General features: G+C 62.7%; 16 protein-coding genes. 11 read left to right on the top strand and 5 right to left on the bottom strand.

The window, feature by feature from the left end; genetic code table 11:
• Nucleotides 1–338 precede the first annotated feature (338 nt).
• Nucleotides 339–1,697 carry an NAD(P)/FAD-dependent oxidoreductase gene (locus tag EOC93_RS26805; protein ID WP_127206136.1) on the bottom strand — a complete coding sequence of 453 codons (1,359 nt, stop codon included), beginning with the start codon at nt 1,695–1,697 and terminating at the stop codon, nt 339–341.
• A gap of 257 nt (nt 1,698–1,954) precedes the next feature.
• Here EOC93_RS26805 and EOC93_RS26800 point away from each other — a divergent pair, with 257 nt between their 5' ends.
• Nucleotides 1,955–2,665 carry an XRE family transcriptional regulator gene (locus tag EOC93_RS26800; RefSeq protein WP_127206135.1) on the top strand — a complete coding sequence of 237 codons (711 nt, stop codon included), beginning with the start codon at nt 1,955–1,957 and terminating at the stop codon, nt 2,663–2,665.
• Nucleotides 2,666–2,834: 169 nt separating this feature from the next.
• Here EOC93_RS26800 and EOC93_RS26795 read toward each other — a convergent pair whose 3' ends face one another.
• From EOC93_RS26795 to EOC93_RS26780, 4 genes are read right to left on the bottom strand one after another with little or no spacing between them, the layout of a single operon-like run.
• Entirely contained in the window at nt 2,835–3,875 is a 1,041-nt protein-coding gene (locus EOC93_RS26795) for a DUF3445 domain-containing protein (protein ID WP_127206134.1), read from the bottom strand.
• Nucleotides 3,876–3,884: 9 nt separating this feature from the next.
• Complete coding sequence (locus EOC93_RS26790; protein ID WP_127206133.1) at nt 3,885–4,850, bottom strand: PDR/VanB family oxidoreductase; 966 nt, start codon at nt 4,848–4,850, stop codon at nt 3,885–3,887.
• The gene (locus EOC93_RS26785; RefSeq protein ID WP_127206132.1) at nt 4,847–5,455 is read right to left on the bottom strand and encodes a dimethylamine monooxygenase subunit DmmA family protein; all 609 of its coding nucleotides are present in this window, start codon (nt 5,453–5,455) and stop codon (nt 4,847–4,849) included. Before EOC93_RS26785 ends, EOC93_RS26790 begins: the two co-directional genes overlap by 4 nt.
• Nucleotides 5,456–5,469: 14 nt before the next feature.
• Nucleotides 5,470–6,603 (bottom strand): aminomethyltransferase family protein, encoded by a 1,134-nt coding sequence (locus tag EOC93_RS26780; RefSeq protein WP_127206131.1) that lies wholly within the window; start codon nt 6,601–6,603, stop codon nt 5,470–5,472.
• Between the two features lie 169 nt (nt 6,604–6,772).
• On the opposite strand from EOC93_RS26780, the gene EOC93_RS26775 reads away from it, so the two are divergent.
• The 10 genes from EOC93_RS26775 to EOC93_RS26730 all read left to right on the top strand — a co-directional run bounded on the left by EOC93_RS26775 (nt 6,773) and on the right by EOC93_RS26730 (nt 18,101).
• Complete coding sequence (locus EOC93_RS26775) at nt 6,773–8,170, top strand: ammonium transporter (protein ID WP_095483891.1); 1,398 nt, start codon at nt 6,773–6,775, stop codon at nt 8,168–8,170.
• A 52-nt stretch (nt 8,171–8,222) separates the two neighbouring features.
• A complete protein-coding gene (locus tag EOC93_RS26770; RefSeq protein ID WP_245329784.1) occupies nt 8,223–8,411 on the top strand; it encodes a hypothetical protein in 189 nt (62 codons plus the stop codon).
• 130 nt (nt 8,412–8,541) lie between these two features.
• Nucleotides 8,542–9,438 carry a glutamine amidotransferase family protein gene (locus tag EOC93_RS26765; RefSeq protein ID WP_127206130.1) on the top strand — a complete coding sequence of 299 codons (897 nt, stop codon included), beginning with the start codon at nt 8,542–8,544 and terminating at the stop codon, nt 9,436–9,438.
• Nucleotides 9,439–9,442: 4 nt separating this feature from the next.
• Nucleotides 9,443–10,174, top strand: a complete 732-nt coding sequence (locus EOC93_RS26760; protein ID WP_095483888.1) for a GXGXG domain-containing protein — start codon at nt 9,443–9,445, stop codon at nt 10,172–10,174.
• 6 nt (nt 10,175–10,180) lie between these two features.
• Nucleotides 10,181–11,509, top strand: a complete 1,329-nt coding sequence (locus EOC93_RS26755) for an FMN-binding glutamate synthase family protein (RefSeq protein ID WP_095483887.1) — start codon at nt 10,181–10,183, stop codon at nt 11,507–11,509.
• Nucleotides 11,510–11,549: 40 nt separating this feature from the next.
• On the top strand, nt 11,550–12,857 hold the full coding sequence (gene glnT / locus EOC93_RS26750) for a type III glutamate--ammonia ligase (RefSeq protein ID WP_127206129.1): 1,308 nt from the start codon (nt 11,550–11,552) through the stop codon (nt 12,855–12,857).
• A 92-nt stretch (nt 12,858–12,949) separates the two neighbouring features.
• Nucleotides 12,950–14,203 (top strand): sarcosine oxidase subunit beta family protein, encoded by a 1,254-nt coding sequence (locus EOC93_RS26745; protein ID WP_127206128.1) that lies wholly within the window; start codon nt 12,950–12,952, stop codon nt 14,201–14,203.
• Between the two features lie 16 nt (nt 14,204–14,219).
• Nucleotides 14,220–14,495: a sarcosine oxidase subunit delta gene (locus tag EOC93_RS26740; RefSeq protein ID WP_127206127.1), complete on the top strand. Its 276-nt coding sequence runs from the start codon at nt 14,220–14,222 to the stop codon at nt 14,493–14,495.
• Nucleotides 14,495–17,479 carry a sarcosine oxidase subunit alpha gene (locus EOC93_RS26735; RefSeq protein ID WP_127206126.1) on the top strand — a complete coding sequence of 995 codons (2,985 nt, stop codon included), beginning with the start codon at nt 14,495–14,497 and terminating at the stop codon, nt 17,477–17,479. The genes EOC93_RS26740 and EOC93_RS26735 overlap by 1 nt, the downstream gene beginning before the upstream one ends.
• Complete coding sequence (locus EOC93_RS26730) at nt 17,472–18,101, top strand: sarcosine oxidase subunit gamma family protein (protein ID WP_127206125.1); 630 nt, start codon at nt 17,472–17,474, stop codon at nt 18,099–18,101. The genes EOC93_RS26735 and EOC93_RS26730 overlap by 8 nt, the downstream gene beginning before the upstream one ends.
• Nucleotides 18,102–18,241 lie beyond the last annotated feature (140 nt).

Here is an 18,241-nt window from a genome sequence, read left to right as displayed (position 1 = left end):
TCTATGTTGTGCCCGGGCGCGCGCTGACCGTGGTCATGACATCCGATGAAGACGGCCCCGCCGGCCGCAGCGGCCACCGCGACGATCTCCATGCCTTGCTCGAGCGGATCATTGAGGCGACGAAAGACGTGCGCGAGGCCCGCAGCAAGTAATGCATGTCGCGCAAAAGTGAGCAGCGGGTTTGCGGTAACGACATGCATAAAAAGAACTTATAGCGCGTCGCATAAATCCATCCAAACGCGAAGCGCTTTAACTGGACCCTCTGCACAGAGGATTTGACGGTTCGATGGGTTGCAAGCTGGCAGGCTGTCATGCAGTCCGGCCCCGCGAGGAAGTCGCTATTCCGCCGCCACCCCTTTCACCTCCAGATAGCTTTCCATCGAGTCGTCCATCGCCTGCAGCCAGGGCGTATGGTGCAGCGGTGCCATCGTGCCGGTCATCAGCGAGCGGTAGGCGTGGTCGCGGAAGCTCATAATGTCTTCCACCTTGTGGTGCTCCCACTCCATGAAGGTTTGATTGACAGTCTCGACATCGAAGCCGGGATAGTCGGTCTGCTCCATCAGCTCCTTGGTGTAGTCGCCCTGGAACCAGATCATCTGCTCGGCGTCTTCCAGCGTTTCCTCGCGCGCCCGCCACTTCCTGCCGTGTTCCGCCATCGCCTCGGCCGAAGGCAGCTTGATGCGGCCCATGATGACATCGCGGGCGAACCAGGCCTGCGCGTCGAACATGTTGAAGGTGTAGAACTGGTCCTGCATGCCGATATAGGACAGCCGCGGGTTCTTCTCCCAGACGACGCCCTCGTAGAGCCCGTCCGGCCACATGCGGTTGGCGGTCTTGAGCTTCAGATCCTCGGTGAGGAACGGGAAGGCGTGCAGGTAGCCGGTGCACAGGATGATGGCGTCGACATCCCTGGTGCTGCCGTCCTTGAAATGCGCGGTCTTGCCGATGACCTTCTGCAGCAGCGGCACTTCCTTCCAATTGTCAGGCCATTTGAAGCCCATCGGCTTCGAGCGGTAGCTGGAGGTGATCGATTTCGCGCCGTATTTGTAGCATTGCGAGCCAATGTCCTCGGCCGAATAGGAGCGGCCGATGATCAATATGTCCTTGCCCTTGAATTCCATGGCGTCGCGGAAATCGTGGCTGTGCAGGATGCGGCCGTTGAAGGTCGAGAAGCCCTCGAAATAGGGGACGTTGGGCACGGAAAAATGCCCGGAGGCAACGACGACGTTGTCGAACTCCTCCGAATAGGTGACGTCGTTGGCGCGGTCATGCGCGGTGACGGTGAACTTTTTCGTCGCGTCGGAGAAGGTCACCATGCGCACCGGGCTGTTGAAGCGCACCCATTTGCGCACGCCGGATTTTTCGACGCGGCCCTTGATGTAGTCCCACAGCACGGCGCGCGGCGGATAGGAGCCGATCGGCCGGCCGAAATGCTCCTCGAACGTATAGTCGGCGAATTCGAGGCATTCCTTCGGTCCGTTCGACCAGAGGTAACGGTACATCGAGCCATGCACCGGGTCGCCATGCTCGTCGAGGCCGGTGCGCCAGGTGTAATTCCACAGGCCGCCCCAGTCGGACTGCTTTTCGAAGCAGACGATTTCCGGGATGTCCGCGCCCTTGTCGGCAGCCGCCTTGAAGGCTCGAAGCTGGGCCATGCCGGAAGGTCCGGCTCCAATGACGGCAACACGACTTTTCATTGCAGGCCTCCCGGTCTCATTTCCCTAACGAAACAAATTTCACTGACAGGACAGTAATTGCCCCTTCGATGCTGTCAACAGGCCTTGTTGCGAAACCTCGTTTTCGCCGGGCCGGATTTCAGCGAAACCTGATCGTCGTGGGTATTGGAAAACAAACAAATCGATCGTGGATCGTTGTGTGGCGGTTGCGCTCCTGTATCGGCACCGAATATGTTCACCGTGAGTGAAATAAATCCGCAAAACCCCGGGGTGGCGACATGGCGAAGAAAGCTTCCAATTTCAGGAATGGGGCAGCCCCCGCCAAGACCAAGCCATCGCCGAAGGGCGTGGCAACGATCCGGACGCCACTGACCCAGGATCCGCATGCCATTCGCGACACCCGTGAAAAGGTCCTGGAGGTGGCGATCGGCCGCGAGGTGCGGGCGTTCCGCAAGAAGCTCGGCATCACCGTCGCCGATCTTGCTGTTGCCACCGACATTTCGCTCGGCATGCTGTCGAAGATCGAAAACGGCATCACCTCGCCGTCGCTGACGACGCTGCAGGCGCTGTCGCGGGCGCTCGGCGTTCCGGTCACCGCCTTCTTTCGCCGCTTCGAGGAGGAACGTAGCGCCGTCTTCGTCAAGGCTGGCGAAGGGCTCGACGTCGAGCGGCGCGGCACGCGTGCCGGCCACCAGTACAATCTTCTCGGCCATATCGGCTCGAACACCAGCGGCGTTGTCGTCGAGCCCTATCTGATCACGCTGACCGAGGATTCCGATGTGTTTCCGACCTTCCAGCATGAAGGCATGGAGTTTCTCTACATGCTCGAGGGCGAGGTCGTTTACCGGCATGGCAGCAATCTCTACCCGATGAAGCCAGGCGACAGCCTGTTCTTCGACGCCGATGCGCCGCACGGGCCGGAAGTGCTGACGCAACTGCCGATGCGCTATCTCTCGATCATCTGCTATCCGCAGAGTAGTGCTGGGTGAGGAGGCTTCCGAACGTCGGCGCCGCCCCTCATCTGCCTGCCGGCACCTTCTCCCCGTGAAGAACGGGGAGAAGGGACTTGGCGGTAACGCTGGCGATCCCCCTCTCCCCGTTCTTCACGGGGAGAGGGTAAGGGTGAGGGGCAGCGCGAACAGCAAAAAGATAGAGCGCTCAGTCCGGCCCGAAGCCTGCTGACGTCGGGCTGCCATCATCCAGCTTCGACAGCCACTCGAGCAGCGTCGGCCGATAGCGCGTCAGGCCCTTGTAATTGGCGAGTTCTTCGGGAAGGTCGCGGATCACGCGATGCAGGCGCCTTGCCCATTTCGGCTGCGTCACCAGCTCGTCCATCTTGATCAGGTAGCAGCGGATCGGAAAGACGATGCCGTTCGAACGCGGCAGCCGCCAGAAACTTTGCAATTCGACGCGCAGATGGACCTTGTCGCCGACGTTTTCGGGCGTCACCGTCGCCCGGTCCGGTCCCCATTTGTGATAATTTTCCGGACTGGTGTCGAGGCGCGGATTGATGGTCATCGTCCAGTTCAGCCGTCGCGCCGGCTTGCCTTGCTGGATGTTGGTGAGGAACTTCAGCGCCCGGACGAATATGCCCTTCTCATGCGCCAGCGGCACCGGCGCGTGCCATTCGAAGAAGTTCATGCCGATGTCAAAATCCAGCGACCAGTCGGCTTGGGTGGTGACCATGCCGGCATCCATCCACAGATTGCCGTCGCGCTGGTCGAGGATGCAGAAATCGCCTTGGCTCTGCCGCGTGATGTATTCCATCGGCCCATAGGGCAGTGTCGACACGTCGCCGAAGGTGAAGGTGTCGTCGATGCCGAGCGGCCGGTTGATCCAGCGCCAGCGGTCGCCGTCGCGCGTAAGCGTAAAATGCTCGGGATAGCCCAGCGCCTGCTGCTCCATCAGAAGTTCGAGCAGGTCCCAGCCGGCCAACGTCATGTGCGGCAGCGACTGGCAGCGCAGCGGGTCCTCGGCCAGCACCAACGCGCGGTCCTGCATCTCGGCGACATAGTGCTCGTCGACGTCGATCAGGTTTTCGAGCACGCTGCCCTTCGGCCCCAGAACATGCGGCTCGATGTTGACCGCATACATGTAGCTGTCTTCGTGGAACGGGAACGGAAACCGCCTGATGTGCTCCGGGCTGTTCTTGAAGGTGAAGTCGTCGCGGAACGTTTCCTTGCGAAAGGTGATTCCCAAGCTCGCCTCCTATCTTTCCAGCACCAGCGACCTGCCCTCGAAGCGCGACACGCAGGGCATGATCTTCTTGCAGGATCGATGCTCGTCCTCGCTCAGCCAGTGGTCGTTGTGGATGAATTTGCCGTCATGCGCGATGACGTTGGTTTCGCACTGGCCGCAGACGCCGCCGCGGCAGAGATAGGGCGGATCGACGCCGGCGGCCTCGATCGCTTCGAGCAGGCTCTGCTGCTCGCCGACGCGGATCGTCTTGCCGCTGACAGCCAGCGTCACCTCGAACGGCGCGCCGGGCTGGGGGGCTGCGAAATGCTCGAAATGGACGGTCTCCGTCGGCCAGCCGAGAGCGGCGGCGCGATCGCACACCCAGCCGATCATGCCCGACGGGCCGCAGACATAGAGATGCGTGCCGAGCGGCTGCGACGACAGCAGCCGGTCGAGCTCGATGCGCTCGTCGCGGTCGTCGTGATAGAGCCTGACCCGGCGGTCGTAGCGCTCTCGGAGCACATCGGCGTAGGTCCCGAGCGAGGCGGTGCGGCAGGTGTAATGCAGCTCGAAATTGCCGCCTTCCGCCGCCAGCTGCGCGGTCTGCGCCATGAACGGCGTGATGCCGATGCCTCCCGCCAGCATAAGATGCTTCCTGGCACGCAAATCGAGCGAGAACAGATTGACCGGATAGCTGATCACCATCTCCATGCCGGGCCTGACATGCCTGTGCATGAACAGCGAGCCGCCTCGACCGACATCGTCGCGTCGCACCGAGATCGTGTATTCGCGCGTGTCGAGCGGCGAGCCCATCAGCGAATAGGGATTGAGCCTGGTCCGCTCACCATCGCGCATTTCGACGACGACGTGGGCGCCGCCGGAGAATGTCGGCAGCAGCGCTCCATCACGCCTGCGGAAATGGAAGCGCGTCACCAATTCGTTGACCGGGACGACATCGCTCACCACGACGTCAAGCTTGGTAGTGCCGGTGCTCATCGAAAGATCTCCTCCGTGGGAGGAATTTCGCTGCGGTCTTCCGCATTGATGCAGACGCCCTGGAATGCCGCGAGGCGCCTGGAATAGTGATCGCGTACCAGAAGAAGCAGGCCACAATGCGAACAGGTCGCCGGCTGCGTCGTCACGTTTTCGGTGATGCCCTTGCAGTGAACGCACTGCATGCGGCGCGCCAGCAAGCCGCGGTGCTCGGTCTGGATCGAGGTATGGTCGATACCGGCTTCGAGCGCCGCCTGCATGGCCTGGCCGATCAACCCCTCGGTGCCGGCGAGATAGAGGCGCAGGCCCATATGGGCGTTTGCCAGGGTCTGCTTCAGCCGCGGCAAGGCGCTGGCAAAGGAAGGTCCCTGGTAGAGTTGTGCCGGCTTCAGCGCCTCGAGTGCGGCGACATGCTTGCCGTCATGGTCGGGGCTGGGGCCGGGGATGAAGATGATATGGGCGTCGGCAAAGAAGCCGGCGGGCGCCTTAGCGGCCATATCTGATATCGCCAACGCACCCTCTGCATCCGCCACGAAAAGATGGTGCTTGCCGGGCTGCGGGGACAGGGTTCCATAAACCGGCCGGCTGATGATGCTTTTCGCTGCCATTCTCTCGGTATGCCTCAGCCTTTCGCCGTGCGCTTGGTCTTCTTCGGATCGTCGAAGGGAAGCGGCTCAGCCGTCGCGCTGATGGCGCCGCTCTTGTTGCGGATCTCGAGCCTGGTGCCATGAACGGCGCAGTCGACGTCGAGCCGGGCAATGCCCATCGATTTCTTGACCAGCGGTGAATACATGGCGCAGGTCACCACCCCGACCTTTTTGCCGTCGCGATAGACCGGCGCGCCCTCGTCGGCCGGCTCCTTACCTTCGAGCAGCACGCCGAAGATCTTGAAGCGCTCCTTGCCCTTGAGGCGGTAGTGCTCCTCGGCGCCGCGAAAGCCTGTCTTGCCGGGGCTGACGGTGAAATCGAGGCCGAGTTCCCACAGCGTATCGCCAGGGCCTTCGTTCTCGAACGGATACTTCTGCGAATTGTCGTAGGGGTAGAACAAGAGATAGCTCTCGACGCGCAGCATATCGAGCGTGGTGAACCGGCACGGAATGATGCCGGCGCTCTTGCCCTCGTCGAGAATGGTGTCCCAGATCGTGCCGGCATCCTGGCCGCGGCAGAATATCTCGTAGCCGCGCTCGCCGGTGTAGCCGGTGCGCGAGATCATCACCGGAAAACCGAACAGCCGGGTCTGCATGTGATGGAAATAGGCGAGGTCGCGAATGCCGGGGACATGCTTTGCCAGATAGTCGACTGACGTCGGCCCCTGCAGCGAAAGGTCGTGCAGATTGTCGTCGAAGCGCAGCGAGACATCGCGGCCCATCGCGGCGCGTTGCAACTCCTCATGGCCGGTGCCCGAACCATGCACGACCATCCAGGCATTCGGACCGGTGCGGTAGAGGATGCAGTCGTCGGTGAATTTTCCCGCCTCGTTGAGCATGCAGGCATAGGCCGACTTGCCAGGATATATTTTCTCGACGTCGCGCGTCGTCGCCAGGTCGATCAGATGCGAGGCATGCGGCCCGGTGATGTGGACCTTCTTCAGGCCCGACACGTCCATCAGCCCGGCCTTGGTGCGGATGGCGATGTATTCCTCGTCGGCGTCCTTGTCGTAGGTCCAGGCGGTGCCCATCCCGCTCCAGTCTTCGAGCTTCGAACCGAGCGCACGATGGCGATCCGCCAAGGTCGAAAATCTCCAGGATGCCGTCATGGACTTGCTTCTCCTCAACATGATTGCCGACGTTTCGCCCCCGCAGGCCACTGAGGCCACATGCGGCGGTCCGCGCCATATTGACTCAAAACTCCAAAAGCGCGCAATACTAAGATGCAAAAAGTTTTACTGAGAGGCAAGGAACGCAACTAAACGGAGGGGACATGAAATGGAAGGGAATCTCAACGCTCTAACGACCATTTTCACAGAGTTCTATTACTGGGTGACCATCGTCATGATGTTCCTCATCCATGTCGGGTTCTGCATGTACGAGGTCGGCGTGTCGCGTCGGCGCAATCACCTGAAAACGCTCATGAAGAACGCGATGGCGATCCCACTCGTCACGATCACGTTCTATTTTTTCGGCTGGTGGATCTATTTCGGCTTCCCCAACGGGCCGGGCATCGCGGGCGGACTTGTCACCGCACCATTTGCCGAACCATGGAATCCGCTGATGGGCACCCACCTCTCCGGTGTCAATCCAGGCGAGACGGGGGTCACGCCTACCGATGCTGCGCTGTGGCACCGCCTCAACGGCGTGTTCTGGGGCGCCTTCCTGCTGTTTTCCATCACGACGGCGTCAATCATCTCGGGTTCGATCATAGAGCGCGCGCGCTCGGGTGCGTTCTGGATCGTCGCGGTGCTGGTCGGTTCGGTCCTGTGGATCCTCGACGCGTCCTGGGGCTGGCATCCGCAGGGCTGGATGGTGAAGCTCTGGGGCTATCATGATGCCTATGCATCGGGGGTCGTGCACGCGATCGCAGGCGGAGCGGCGCTCGCCTTTCTCATCGTGCTCGGTCCGCGCATCGGCAAGTTCAGGCCCGACGGCACGGCGCGCGACATCCCACCCCATAATGTCTGGCTGGTCACGATCGGCCTGTTCCTGATCTTCACCGGCTTCTGGGGCTTCTACGCCGCGTGCAACATTCCGCTGATCAGCCCGGCCACGATTGCCGGCCAGATCACCGGCGAAACCTGGACGGCAACCAACATCTATCTCGCGCCGACCACGCTCTCGGCGATCACCTTCAACTTCCTGATGTCGCTGTCGGGCGGGATGCTGGCCGGCTACATCGTCTCGAAAGGCGATCCTTTCTGGACATTCTCCATGGGACTTTGCGGCGTTATCTCAACCTCGGCCGGCAACGACCTCTATCACCCGATCCAGGCACTGCTGATCGGCGCGATCATCCCGACCATCTGCTACAAGCTGCACTATTTCGTCGAGCGCCGCTTCAAGATCGACGATGCGGTGGGCGCTGTTGCCGTGCATGGTTATGGCGGATTCCTCGGGGTCGTGGTGGCGGGCTTCATGCTGTGGGGACAGCCATCCTCGCCCTACGAGGGCTTCGCGCATATCAACCCGCTCGGCAATTTCGCTGGTGCGGTGCTGATGTTCGTGCTCGGTTTCGTCCCAACCTTTGTAGTCTGCAAGATCCTCAACAGCATGAACCTCCTGCGCGTGCCGGCGAAGGTGGAACTCGAGGGCGTCGACTTTGCCCTCAACCATGCTTTCGAGGCGTCGGTCCGCGAAGTGGGAACCGCCGAAAAGGCCATGATCAAATAGTCAACGGACAAGGAGAACCGCAATGTCTACTAATGGAATGGAAAGCTGGGCCGTGGACCTCAAGGACGTCGGCGCGATCTACCCGTTTCAGGGTTCCGAAGTCGTGATGGTGATCATCGGCCTCGTCTTCTGGATCGGTTGGCACGTCCTCCAGACGCGCCACGAGAGCGCTGAAATCGAAGCCGATATGGCTGCGGATCGCACCGGAGAGGAAACGAGAAAGGCGATCGACCGCCATTAAGTCGTCATCGGGTCGTCTGGCGCGTCATTTGCGCCAGACGACTTGTCCAACATGAAAAAAACTTTCATGCGAGTTGAATTCGACTCATGAAGCTGGTAGCACTAATCATACCTCACCTCGGGAGCCTGACATGTGCGGAATCGTCGGACTGTTTTTGAAGGACAAGTCGCTCGAGCCCCAGCTCGGCTCGATGCTGTCGCAGATGCTGATCTCGCTCAGCGATCGCGGCCCCGACAGTGCCGGCATCGCCATCTACGGCGCGCCAACAGGCAATGAGGCCAAGATCACCATCCAGTCGGCAAAGCCGGAGCGCGACTTCCGCAGTCTCGACGCCGAACTGGCCAAAGCGATCGGAGCCCCGGTCAGCATTGCAGTGAAGTCGACCCATGCCGTCGTCAGGACCACGCCCGCCAAGATCGATGAAGCGCGCGAGGCCATCCAGACGCTTCGCCCTGATATCCGCATCATGGGGGCCGGCGACGTTGTCGAGATCTACAAGGAAGTCGGCTTGCCGGAGGCGGTTGTCGATCGTTTCGACGTGCGCAGCATGACCGGCACGCACGGCATCGGCCATACCCGCATGGCGACGGAATCTGCGGTGACGACGATGGGCGCGCATCCGTTCTCGACCGGCGCCGACCAGTGCCTTGTGCACAATGGTTCGCTGTCCAATCACAACAATGTCCGCCGCGAGCTGATCCGCGAAGGGATGAAATTCGAGACCGAGAACGACACGGAGGTCGCGGCCGCCTATCTCTCCTCACAGATGGCACATGGCAAGAATCTCGGCGAAGCACTGGAAGGCACGCTGAGCGACCTCGACGGCTTCTTCACCTTCGTCGTCGGCACCAAAAACGGCTTCGGCGTGGTGCGCGATCCGATCGCCTGCAAGCCTGCCGTCATGGCCGAAACCGACCAGTATGTCGCCTTCGGCTCGGAATATCGCGCGCTCACCAAACTGCCCGGCATAGACAATGCGAGGGTCTGGGAACCCGAGCCCGCAACCGTCTATTTCTGGGAGCACTGAGTCCATGCCGGCAATCAACGTCTCCAAAGCACTCGACCAGAGCCATGCGTCACGGGTCTTCGACCTCAGCGAAATGCCGTTGCGCGAGCTCAATCAGGCGCTTCACAATTTGACCCCCGGTTCGAACGAGACCGCCTGGGAGGTGCTTCATCCGAAAGGCAGCCATTCGGTCGCCGTCGGCGTCGACCAGCCGATCACCATCGATGTCCGCGGCAGCGTCGGCTATTATTGCGGTGGCATGAACGACGGCAGCAGCATCACAGTGCATGGCTCGGCCGGACCGGGCGTCGGCGAAAACATGATGTCGGGCTCGATAACAGTCAAAGGCGATGCCAGCCAATATGCCGGCGCCACCGGCAAGGGCGGGCTTCTGGTCATCGAGGGCAATGCGTCGTCGCGCTGCGGCATTTCGATGAAGGGCATCGACATCGTCGTTCAGGGCAATATCGGCCACATGTCGGCCTTCATGGCGCAGTCCGGCAATCTGGTGGTGCTGGGCGATGCCGGTGACGCACTCGGCGATTCCATCTACGAGGCGCGGCTGTTCGTGCGCGGCAAGGTCGAAAGCCTCGGCGCCGACTGCATCGCCAAGGAGATGCGGCCCGAGCACCTGGAGTTGCTGCAGGGCCTGCTCGACCGCGCAGGGGTGACCGGCGTCAAAGCGGCGGAGTTCAAGCGTTACGGCTCGGCGCGCACGCTCTACAATTTCAACATCGACAACGCCGACGCGTATTGAGGCAGCATGACCTATCGCAACCCGCCGACGACGCCGCGCAAATCCGCGACCTTCGACGACTACACGCTCTCCGAGATCCGCCGCGCGGCGGCGACCGGCATCTATGACATCCGCGGCGCCGGCGCCAAGCGCAAGCTGCCGCATTTCGACGACCTGCTGTTCCTCGGCGCCTCGATCTCGCGTTATCCGCTCGAAGGCTATCGCGAGCGCTGCGACACCAGTGTCGTGCTGGGCTCGCGCCATGCCAAGAAGCCGATCGAGCTGAAAATCCCGATCACCATCGCCGGCATGAGTTTCGGGTCGCTGTCCGGCCCGGCAAAAGAGGCCTTGGGCCGCGGCGCGACGCTGTCCGGCACCTCGACGACCACCGGCGACGGCGGCATGACCGAGGAAGAGCGCGGCCACTCGCAGACGCTGGTCTATCAATATCTGCCTTCGCGTTACGGCATGAACCCGCGCGATTTGCGCCGGGCCGATGCGATCGAGATCGTCGTCGGCCAGGGTGCCAAGCCCGGCGGCGGCGGCATGCTGCTTGGCCAGAAGATCTCCGACCGGGTTGCCGAAATGCGCACGCTGCCGAAGGGCATCGACCAGCGCTCGGCCTCGCGCCATCCCGACTGGACCGGGCCGGACGATCTCGAGATCAAGATCCTGGAGCTGCGCGAAATCACCGACTGGGAAAAGCCGATCTACGTCAAGGTCGGCGGCGCGCGGCCCTACTACGATACAGCCCTTGCAGTGAAGTCAGGCGCAGATGTCGTCGTGATCGACGGCATGCAGGGCGGCACCGCCGCAACCCAGGAAGTGTTCATCGAGAATGTCGGCCAGCCGACGCTTGCCTGCATCAGGCCGGCGGTGCAGGCGCTGCAGGATCTCGGCATGCACCGCAAGGTGCAGCTGATCGTCTCTGGCGGCATCCGCAACGGCGCCGATGTCGCCAAGGCGCTGGCGCTCGGCGTCGACGCGGTGTCGATCGGCACCGCAGCACTTGTCGCGCTCGGCGACAACGACCCGCGCTGGGAGGCGGACTACAACGAGCTTGGCACCACAGCCGGCGCCTATGACGACTGGCATGAGGGACGCGATCCGGCTGGCATCACCACGCAGGACCCCGAGCTGATGAAGCGGGTCGACCCGATCGCCGCCGGACGGCGATTGGCGAATTACCTGAAGGTGATGACGCTGGAGGCGCAGACCATTGCCCGTGCGTGCGGCAAGAACAGCCTGCACAATCTCGAGCCCGAGGATCTCGTCGCGCTCACGATCGAAGCCGCCGCCATGGCCGGCGTGCCGCTGGCCGGCACCAACTGGATACCGGGGAAGAACGGCTTCTAAGACAATCAGGCCACCAAAATTCCATAAGCGAGGAACTATAATGGGGAACGATCTCGCCGCATTCGCCAAAGAGAACGGCGTCAAATATTTCATGATATCCTACACCGACCTGTTCGGCGGCCAGCGCGCCAAGCTGGTGCCGGCGCAGGCCATCGCCGACATGCAGAAGGACGGTGCCGGCTTTGCCGGCTTTGCCACCTGGCTCGACCTGACGCCGGCGCATCCCGACATGCTGGCGGTGCCGGATCCGGATTCGGTTATCCAGTTGCCGTGGAAGCCGGAGGTCGCCTGGGTCGCCGCCAACTGCATCATGGACGACAAATCGGTCGCCCAGGCGCCGCGCAACACGCTGAAGCGGCTGATTGCCGAGGCAGCCGGCGACGGCATGCATGTCAAGACCGGCGTCGAGGCTGAGTTCTTCCTGATCTCGCCGGACGGCAAGACGATCTCCGACGAATACGACACGGCGTCGAAGCCCTGCTACGACCAGCAGGCGGTGATGCGCCGCTACGATGTCATCGCCGAGATCTGCGACCACATGCTGGCGCTCGGCTGGGGCGCCTACCAGAACGACCATGAGGACGCTAACGGCCAGTTCGAGATGAACTGGGCTTTCGACGATGCGCTGGCGACCGCCGACAAGCATTCCTTCTTCAAGTTCATGGTGAGGTCCGTTGCCGAAAAGCACGGCCTGCGCGCCACCTTCATGCCAAAACCATTCCCCGGCCTGACCGGCAATGGCTGTCACGCGCACATTTCGGTGTGGGACAAGGACGGCAAGACCAATGTCTTTGCCGACAATGCCATGGAACTCGGCCTGTCGGCGAAGGGCAAGAATTTCCTTGGCGGCATCATGAAGCATGCCTCGGCACTTGCCGCGATCACCAACCCGACGGTCAATTCCTACAAGCGCATCAACGCGCCGCGCACCATTTCGGGCGCGACCTGGGCGCCCAACTCGGTGACCTGGACCGGCAACAACCGCACCCACATGGTGCGCGTGCCCGGCCCCGGCCGCTTCGAGCTGCGCTTGCCCGACGGCGCGGCTAACCCTTATCTGCTGCAGGCCGTCATCATCGCCGCCGGCCTCGACGGCATCCGCTCGAAGGCCGATCCCGGCAAGCGCTACGACATCGACATGTACCAGTTCGGACACACGGTGGAGGGCGCGCCGAAGCTGCCGCTCAACCTGCTCGATGCATTGCGCGAGTTCGACAATGACAAATCGCTCAAGGCGGCGCTGGGTGAGGAATTCTCGTCGGCTTACCTAAAGCTCAAGCACCAGGAATGGAATTCCTATGCTTCCCACTTCACCCAGTGGGAGCGTGACCACACGCTGGATATCTAGAGCATCGGACTGAAAAGTGTGAAGCGGTTTTCGGATGATTCCGATGCGTCAAGAAAGGCCCTGCGTGGCGCGAGCGACCTCGGAATAGATTTATGAGACACTCGATCTTCTCCCTCGCCCGCGCCGCACTTTCCGGCCACAAGAATTGGCAGCGCACCTGGCGCGACGCCAGCCCGAAGGATCACTACGACGTGGTGATCATCGGCGGCGGCGGCCACGGCCTGGCGACGGCATGGTTCCTGGCCAGCGAGTACGGCATCAGGAATGTCGCCGTGCTGGAAAAGGGCTGGATCGGCTCCGGCAATGCCGGACGCAACACCACCATCATCCGCTCCAATTACGGGCTGCCCGGCAATACCGGCTTCTACGAGCTGTCGATGAAGCTGTGGGAGCGCATGGAGCAGGACCTCAACTACAACACGATGGTCAGCCAGCGCGGTGTCATCAACCTCTATCATTCCGACGCGCAGCGCGACGCCTATGCGCGGCGCGGCAACACCATGCGCATCAACGGCATCGATGCCGAATTGCTCGACTTGGCGGCGGTCAAGAAGATGATGCCGTTCCTGAACTTCGACAATGCGCGCTTTCCCGTGCAAGGGGGGCTGTTGCAGCGGCGTGGCGGCACGGCGCGCCACGACGCCGTGGTCTGGGGCTACGCCCATGCGGCGAGTGCGCTCGGCGTTGACATCATCCAGAATTGTGAGGTGACAGGTTTTTCGCGCGACGCCAACGGCAAGCTGACCGGGGTCGAGACGACACGCGGCAAGATCGGCGCCGGCAAGGTCGGCATGGCCGTTGCCGGCAGTTCGTCGCGCGTCGCGGCGATGGCGGGCCTGCGCCTGCCGATCGAAAGCCATGTGCTGCAGGCCTTCGTTTCCGAGGCGATCAAGCCGCTGATCCCCAACGTCATGACCTTCGGCGCCGGCCATTTCTACGTCAGCCAGTCCGACAAGGGCGGGCTGGTCTTCGGCGGCGACATCGACGGCTACAATTCCTATGCCCAGCGCGGCAACATGCCAGTCATGGAAGACGTGTGCGAGGGCGGCATGGCGCTGATGCCGATGATCGGTCGCGTGCGCCTGTTGCGGCAATGGGGTGGCATCATGGACATGTCGATGGACGGGTCGCCGATCATCGACAAGACGCCGGTGGACGGGCTCTATCTCAACGCCGGCTGGTGCTATGGCGGCTTCAAGGCGACGCCCGGCTCCGGTCTTGTCTTTGCTCATCTTCTGGCCCGCGACGAATTGCACAAGGAGGCGGCCCGTTTCCGCCTCGACCGGTTCCGGCGCGGCGCGATGATCGATGAAAAGGGCGTCGGCGCCCAACCGAACCTGCACTGAGGACTTTCCAGAAAACATGCGTATTGTCTGTCCCTTCTGCGGCGAACGCGAACTCGGCGAGTTCACCTATCTGGGCGACGCCAAGCCGGTGCGTCCGGCGGCCGGCGCCTCGGAGGACGACGTCTTCGACTACGTCTATCTGCGCGACAACATTGCCGGCGAGACGACCGAGCATTGGTATCATGGCGGCGGCTGCCGGGCCTGGCTGAAGATCACCCGCAACACGCTGACACACGAGATTTCGTCGGTCGAGCCGGCGGCGGGCGTCGGTGCCGCCAAGGTTGGCGCCTGATGGTTAGCCGCGCACAGACACACCGGCTGGAGAGCGGCGGCCTTATCGATCGTTCGGCACCGCTGAATTTTCGCTTCGACGGCAAAACCTTTGCCGGCTTCGAGGGCGACACGCTTGCCTCGGCCCTGATCGCCAATGGCGTCAAGCTGGTCGGCCGCTCGTTCAAATACCACCGGCCGCGCGGCATCCTGACCGCAGGCTCAGAAGAGCCCAATGCGCTGGTCGAGCTGCGAACGGGGGCGCGGCGCGAGCCAAACACCAAGGCGACCACAGCCGAGCTTTATGACGGTCTCGAAGCAGCCAGCCAGAACCGCTGGCCGTCGCTGCGGCACGATCTGATGGCGGTGAACCAGCTGTTCGCGCCGATCTTCGTTGCCGGCTTCTACTACAAGACCTTCATGTGGCCGGCAAAATTCTGGGAAGCGATCTACGAGCCGGCAATCCGCCGCGCCGCCGGTCTTGGCCGCGCAGCTGGCGTCGCCGATCCCGACCATTACGACAAGGCCTGGGCGTATTGCGACGTTCTGATCGCCGGTTCCGGCCCGGCCGGGCTGGCGGCAGCGCTTGCCGCCGGGCGCAGCGGCGCCCGCGTCATCCTCTGCGAGGAAGATTTTGCGCTTGGCGGCCGCCTGCTTGCCGATGGCGGCACGATCGACGGCATGACGGCGGCCGAATGGATCTCCCGCACGCTGGCCGAGCTCACGACGCTGCCCGATGTCCGCATCATGAACCGCACGACACTGTTCGGCGTCTATGATGGCGGCACTTATGGCGCGATCGAGCGGGTCAACGATCATCTGCCCTCCCCGCCGGAGCATCAGGTGCGCCAGCGGCTGTGGCGGATCGTGGCAAAGCGCTCGATTGTTGCCGCCGGCGCCATCGAACGGCCGATCGTCTTTGCCGGCAACGACACGCCCGGCGTGATGATGGCTTCGGCAATGCGGACCTATGTCGAGCGCTATGCGGCAACCCCTGCGAAGAGGATCGCGCTGTTCACCAACAATGAGGATGGCTGGCGGACTGTCGAGACCGCGCTTGGCGCCGGATTGCAGATCGCAGCGGTCGTCGATGCACGCCCGGATGTGTCAGCCAAGCATCGCGCTCTCGCCGCCAAAGCCGAGTTTCCGGTATTGAACGGTTCGGTTGCCGGTGTCGAAGGCGGCAAGGACGGCGTCCGGAAAATCTCGGTGTCGCTTGCCGGCGGCGCCCGTGCGGAAGTCGAAGCCGACGGGCTTGCCGTCTCAGGCGGCTGGAATCCGGCAGTCGGGCTGACCTCCTACCATCGCGGCCGGCCGAAATGGCAGGACGATATATCGGCCTTCGTGCCGGACGGCGCCCCTCCTGGCATGGTGGCCGCCGGTGCCGCCAATGGCGCCTTCGGCCTCGGCGCCTGCCTGAGCCAAGGATTTGCCGCGGGTGCTGCGGCGGCGCAGAGCGTCGGACACAGCGGCAACGCCGGCATGCCGCCCGTCGCCGACGACGAGGCATTTTCGCTGACCCCGCTCTGGCATGTCGCCGGTAAAGGCAAAGCCTTTGTCGACTACCAGCATGACGTCACCGCTTCCGACATCGAACTGGCGCAGCGCGAAGGCTTTGAATCGGTCGAACATCTGAAGCGCTATACGACGCTCGGCATGGCCACCGACCAGGGCAAAACCTCGAACGTCGCCGGCCTCGCCATCATGGCGGCGGTGTCAGGCAGATCCATCCCCGAGACCGGCACGACGATCTACCGTCCGCCCTATGTGCCGGTCGCCATCGGCGCCTTTGCCGGCCATCATCGCGACGAGACCTTCCATGCGACAAGACTGACGCCGTCGCATCACTGGGCAGCTGAACAGGACGCGGTGTTCGTCGACACCGGCTTGTGGAAGCGCGCGCAATGGTACCCACGCGCCGGCGAAAAGGATTGGCTGGAATCGGTCACCCGCGAGGTCAAGGCGGTGCGCTCTGCCGTCGGCTTCTGCGATGTCTCGACGCTCGGCAAGATCGATGTGCACGGCCCGGATGCCGGCGCCTTCCTCGACCGCGTCTATATCAACACCTTCTCCAGTCTCGCCGTGGGAAAAGCCCGCTACGGGCTGATGCTGCGCGAGGACGGCATCGTCTATGACGACGGCACCACGTCGCGGCTGGCCGAGGATCATTATTTCCTGACCACCACCACCGCCAAGGCCGGCCCGGTGATGCAGCATCTCGAATTCTGCCGGCAGGTGCTGTTTCCTGAACTCGACGTGCAGCTGACCTCCGTCTCCGACCAGTGGGCGCAATTCTCTATCGCCGGGCCGAAAACCCGAGATCTGCTTCGGGAAATCGTTGATCCGGCCGAGGATCTGTCGAACGAGGGCTTTCCCTTCATGGGCGCGCGCGAAGTCGCGCTTCGCGGTGGCATCAGGGCACGGCTGTTCCGCATCTCGTTCTCCGGCGAGATGGCGTTCGAGATCTCCGTTCCGGCCCGCTATGGCGACGCGCTTGTGCGCAACCTGATGCTGGCCGGCAAGCAATTCGGCGTGATGCCCTACGGCACCGAGGCGCTCGGCGTCATGCGCATCGAAAAGGGCCATGTCGCCGGACCGGAGCTGAACGGCACCACCACCGCTGCCGATCTCGGCCTGGGCAAGATGATGTCGACCAAGAAGGATTTCATCGGCCGCGTCATGGCCGGACGCGAGGCGCTGGTCGCTCCCGACCGGCAGGTCGTGGTCGGCATCAAGTCGACGGACAGAGCGCGCCGCCTGCGCGCCGGCGCGCATATCATTCCGAAGGGCGAGATACCGGGTTCCGCCAACGACCAGGGCTATGTCACGTCGGTCTGCTTCTCGCCGACGCTCGACCAGTGGATCGGGCTGGCACTTGTCGAGCGCGGCCGCGAGCGGATCGGCGAGATCGTTCATGCGCATGACCCGCTGCGCGGCGAAGACTATGATGTCGAGCTGTGCAATCCCGTCTTCTACGATCCGGATGGAGGGCGCCAGCGTGGCTGAATTTTCCTGGGTTTCCCGCAGTCCGCTGGAGCACGCGCTTGTCGTGGGCGACTATGGCGCGCGTGACGTCGAACCGGGCATTTCGCTCACCGAGATCCGCAATTTCGACCTCGTCCAGGTGATGGCGCGACGCGGCAAAGGGGCGGAACTGGCCAGCGCCGCGGAAGTCCGTTTCGGCATGGCGGCTCCGGATATGCCGAAGGCGGTCAGCGCTTCGGACGTGACGCTCATCTGGTCGGGACCGGATCAGTTCTTCGTTCTGTCGAAGGCCGGCAAGCACACGATCGATACGTTGAGCGAGGCGTTCTCGCAATCGGCCTCACTGTCCGACCAGTCGCATGCGCGCGCCCTGATCAGGGTCTCGGGTGCCAAGACGCGCGCCATGCTGGCGAAATTGTCGTCGATCGATCAGCACCCGGCGGCGTTTCCGACCGGCACTGCCGCCGCGACATCGATCGACCATACCAGCGTCAATCTCTGGCGTGGCTATGACCGGCCGGACGGTCAGGCGGTGTTCAATCTTCTGGTGTTTGCAACCTTCGCGGAAAGCCTGTGGCGCACGATACTCGACGCGGCCGCCGAGTATGGGGTCGAGATCGGGTATTCAGAGGAATTGGGGTAGCGCCTGCCTCTTCCCTTCTCCCCCTGTGAGACCTTTGCACAGAAGCCGAACGGTGATTCTGTGGTGAAGGTTGGAGCAGGGAGATTCGGGATGGCGGATCGTGTTTTGGGTCAGTTGAGTCTGGCGGACGGTCTGGCGGC

This window comes from Mesorhizobium sp. M6A.T.Ce.TU.002.03.1.1 (genome assembly GCF_003997275.1).
GTDB classification, from domain to species: Bacteria; Pseudomonadota; Alphaproteobacteria; order Rhizobiales; family Rhizobiaceae; genus Mesorhizobium; species Mesorhizobium mediterraneum.
Note: the sequence above shows the minus strand (reverse complement) of the source record. Positions and strands in the feature narration are given on the sequence as shown.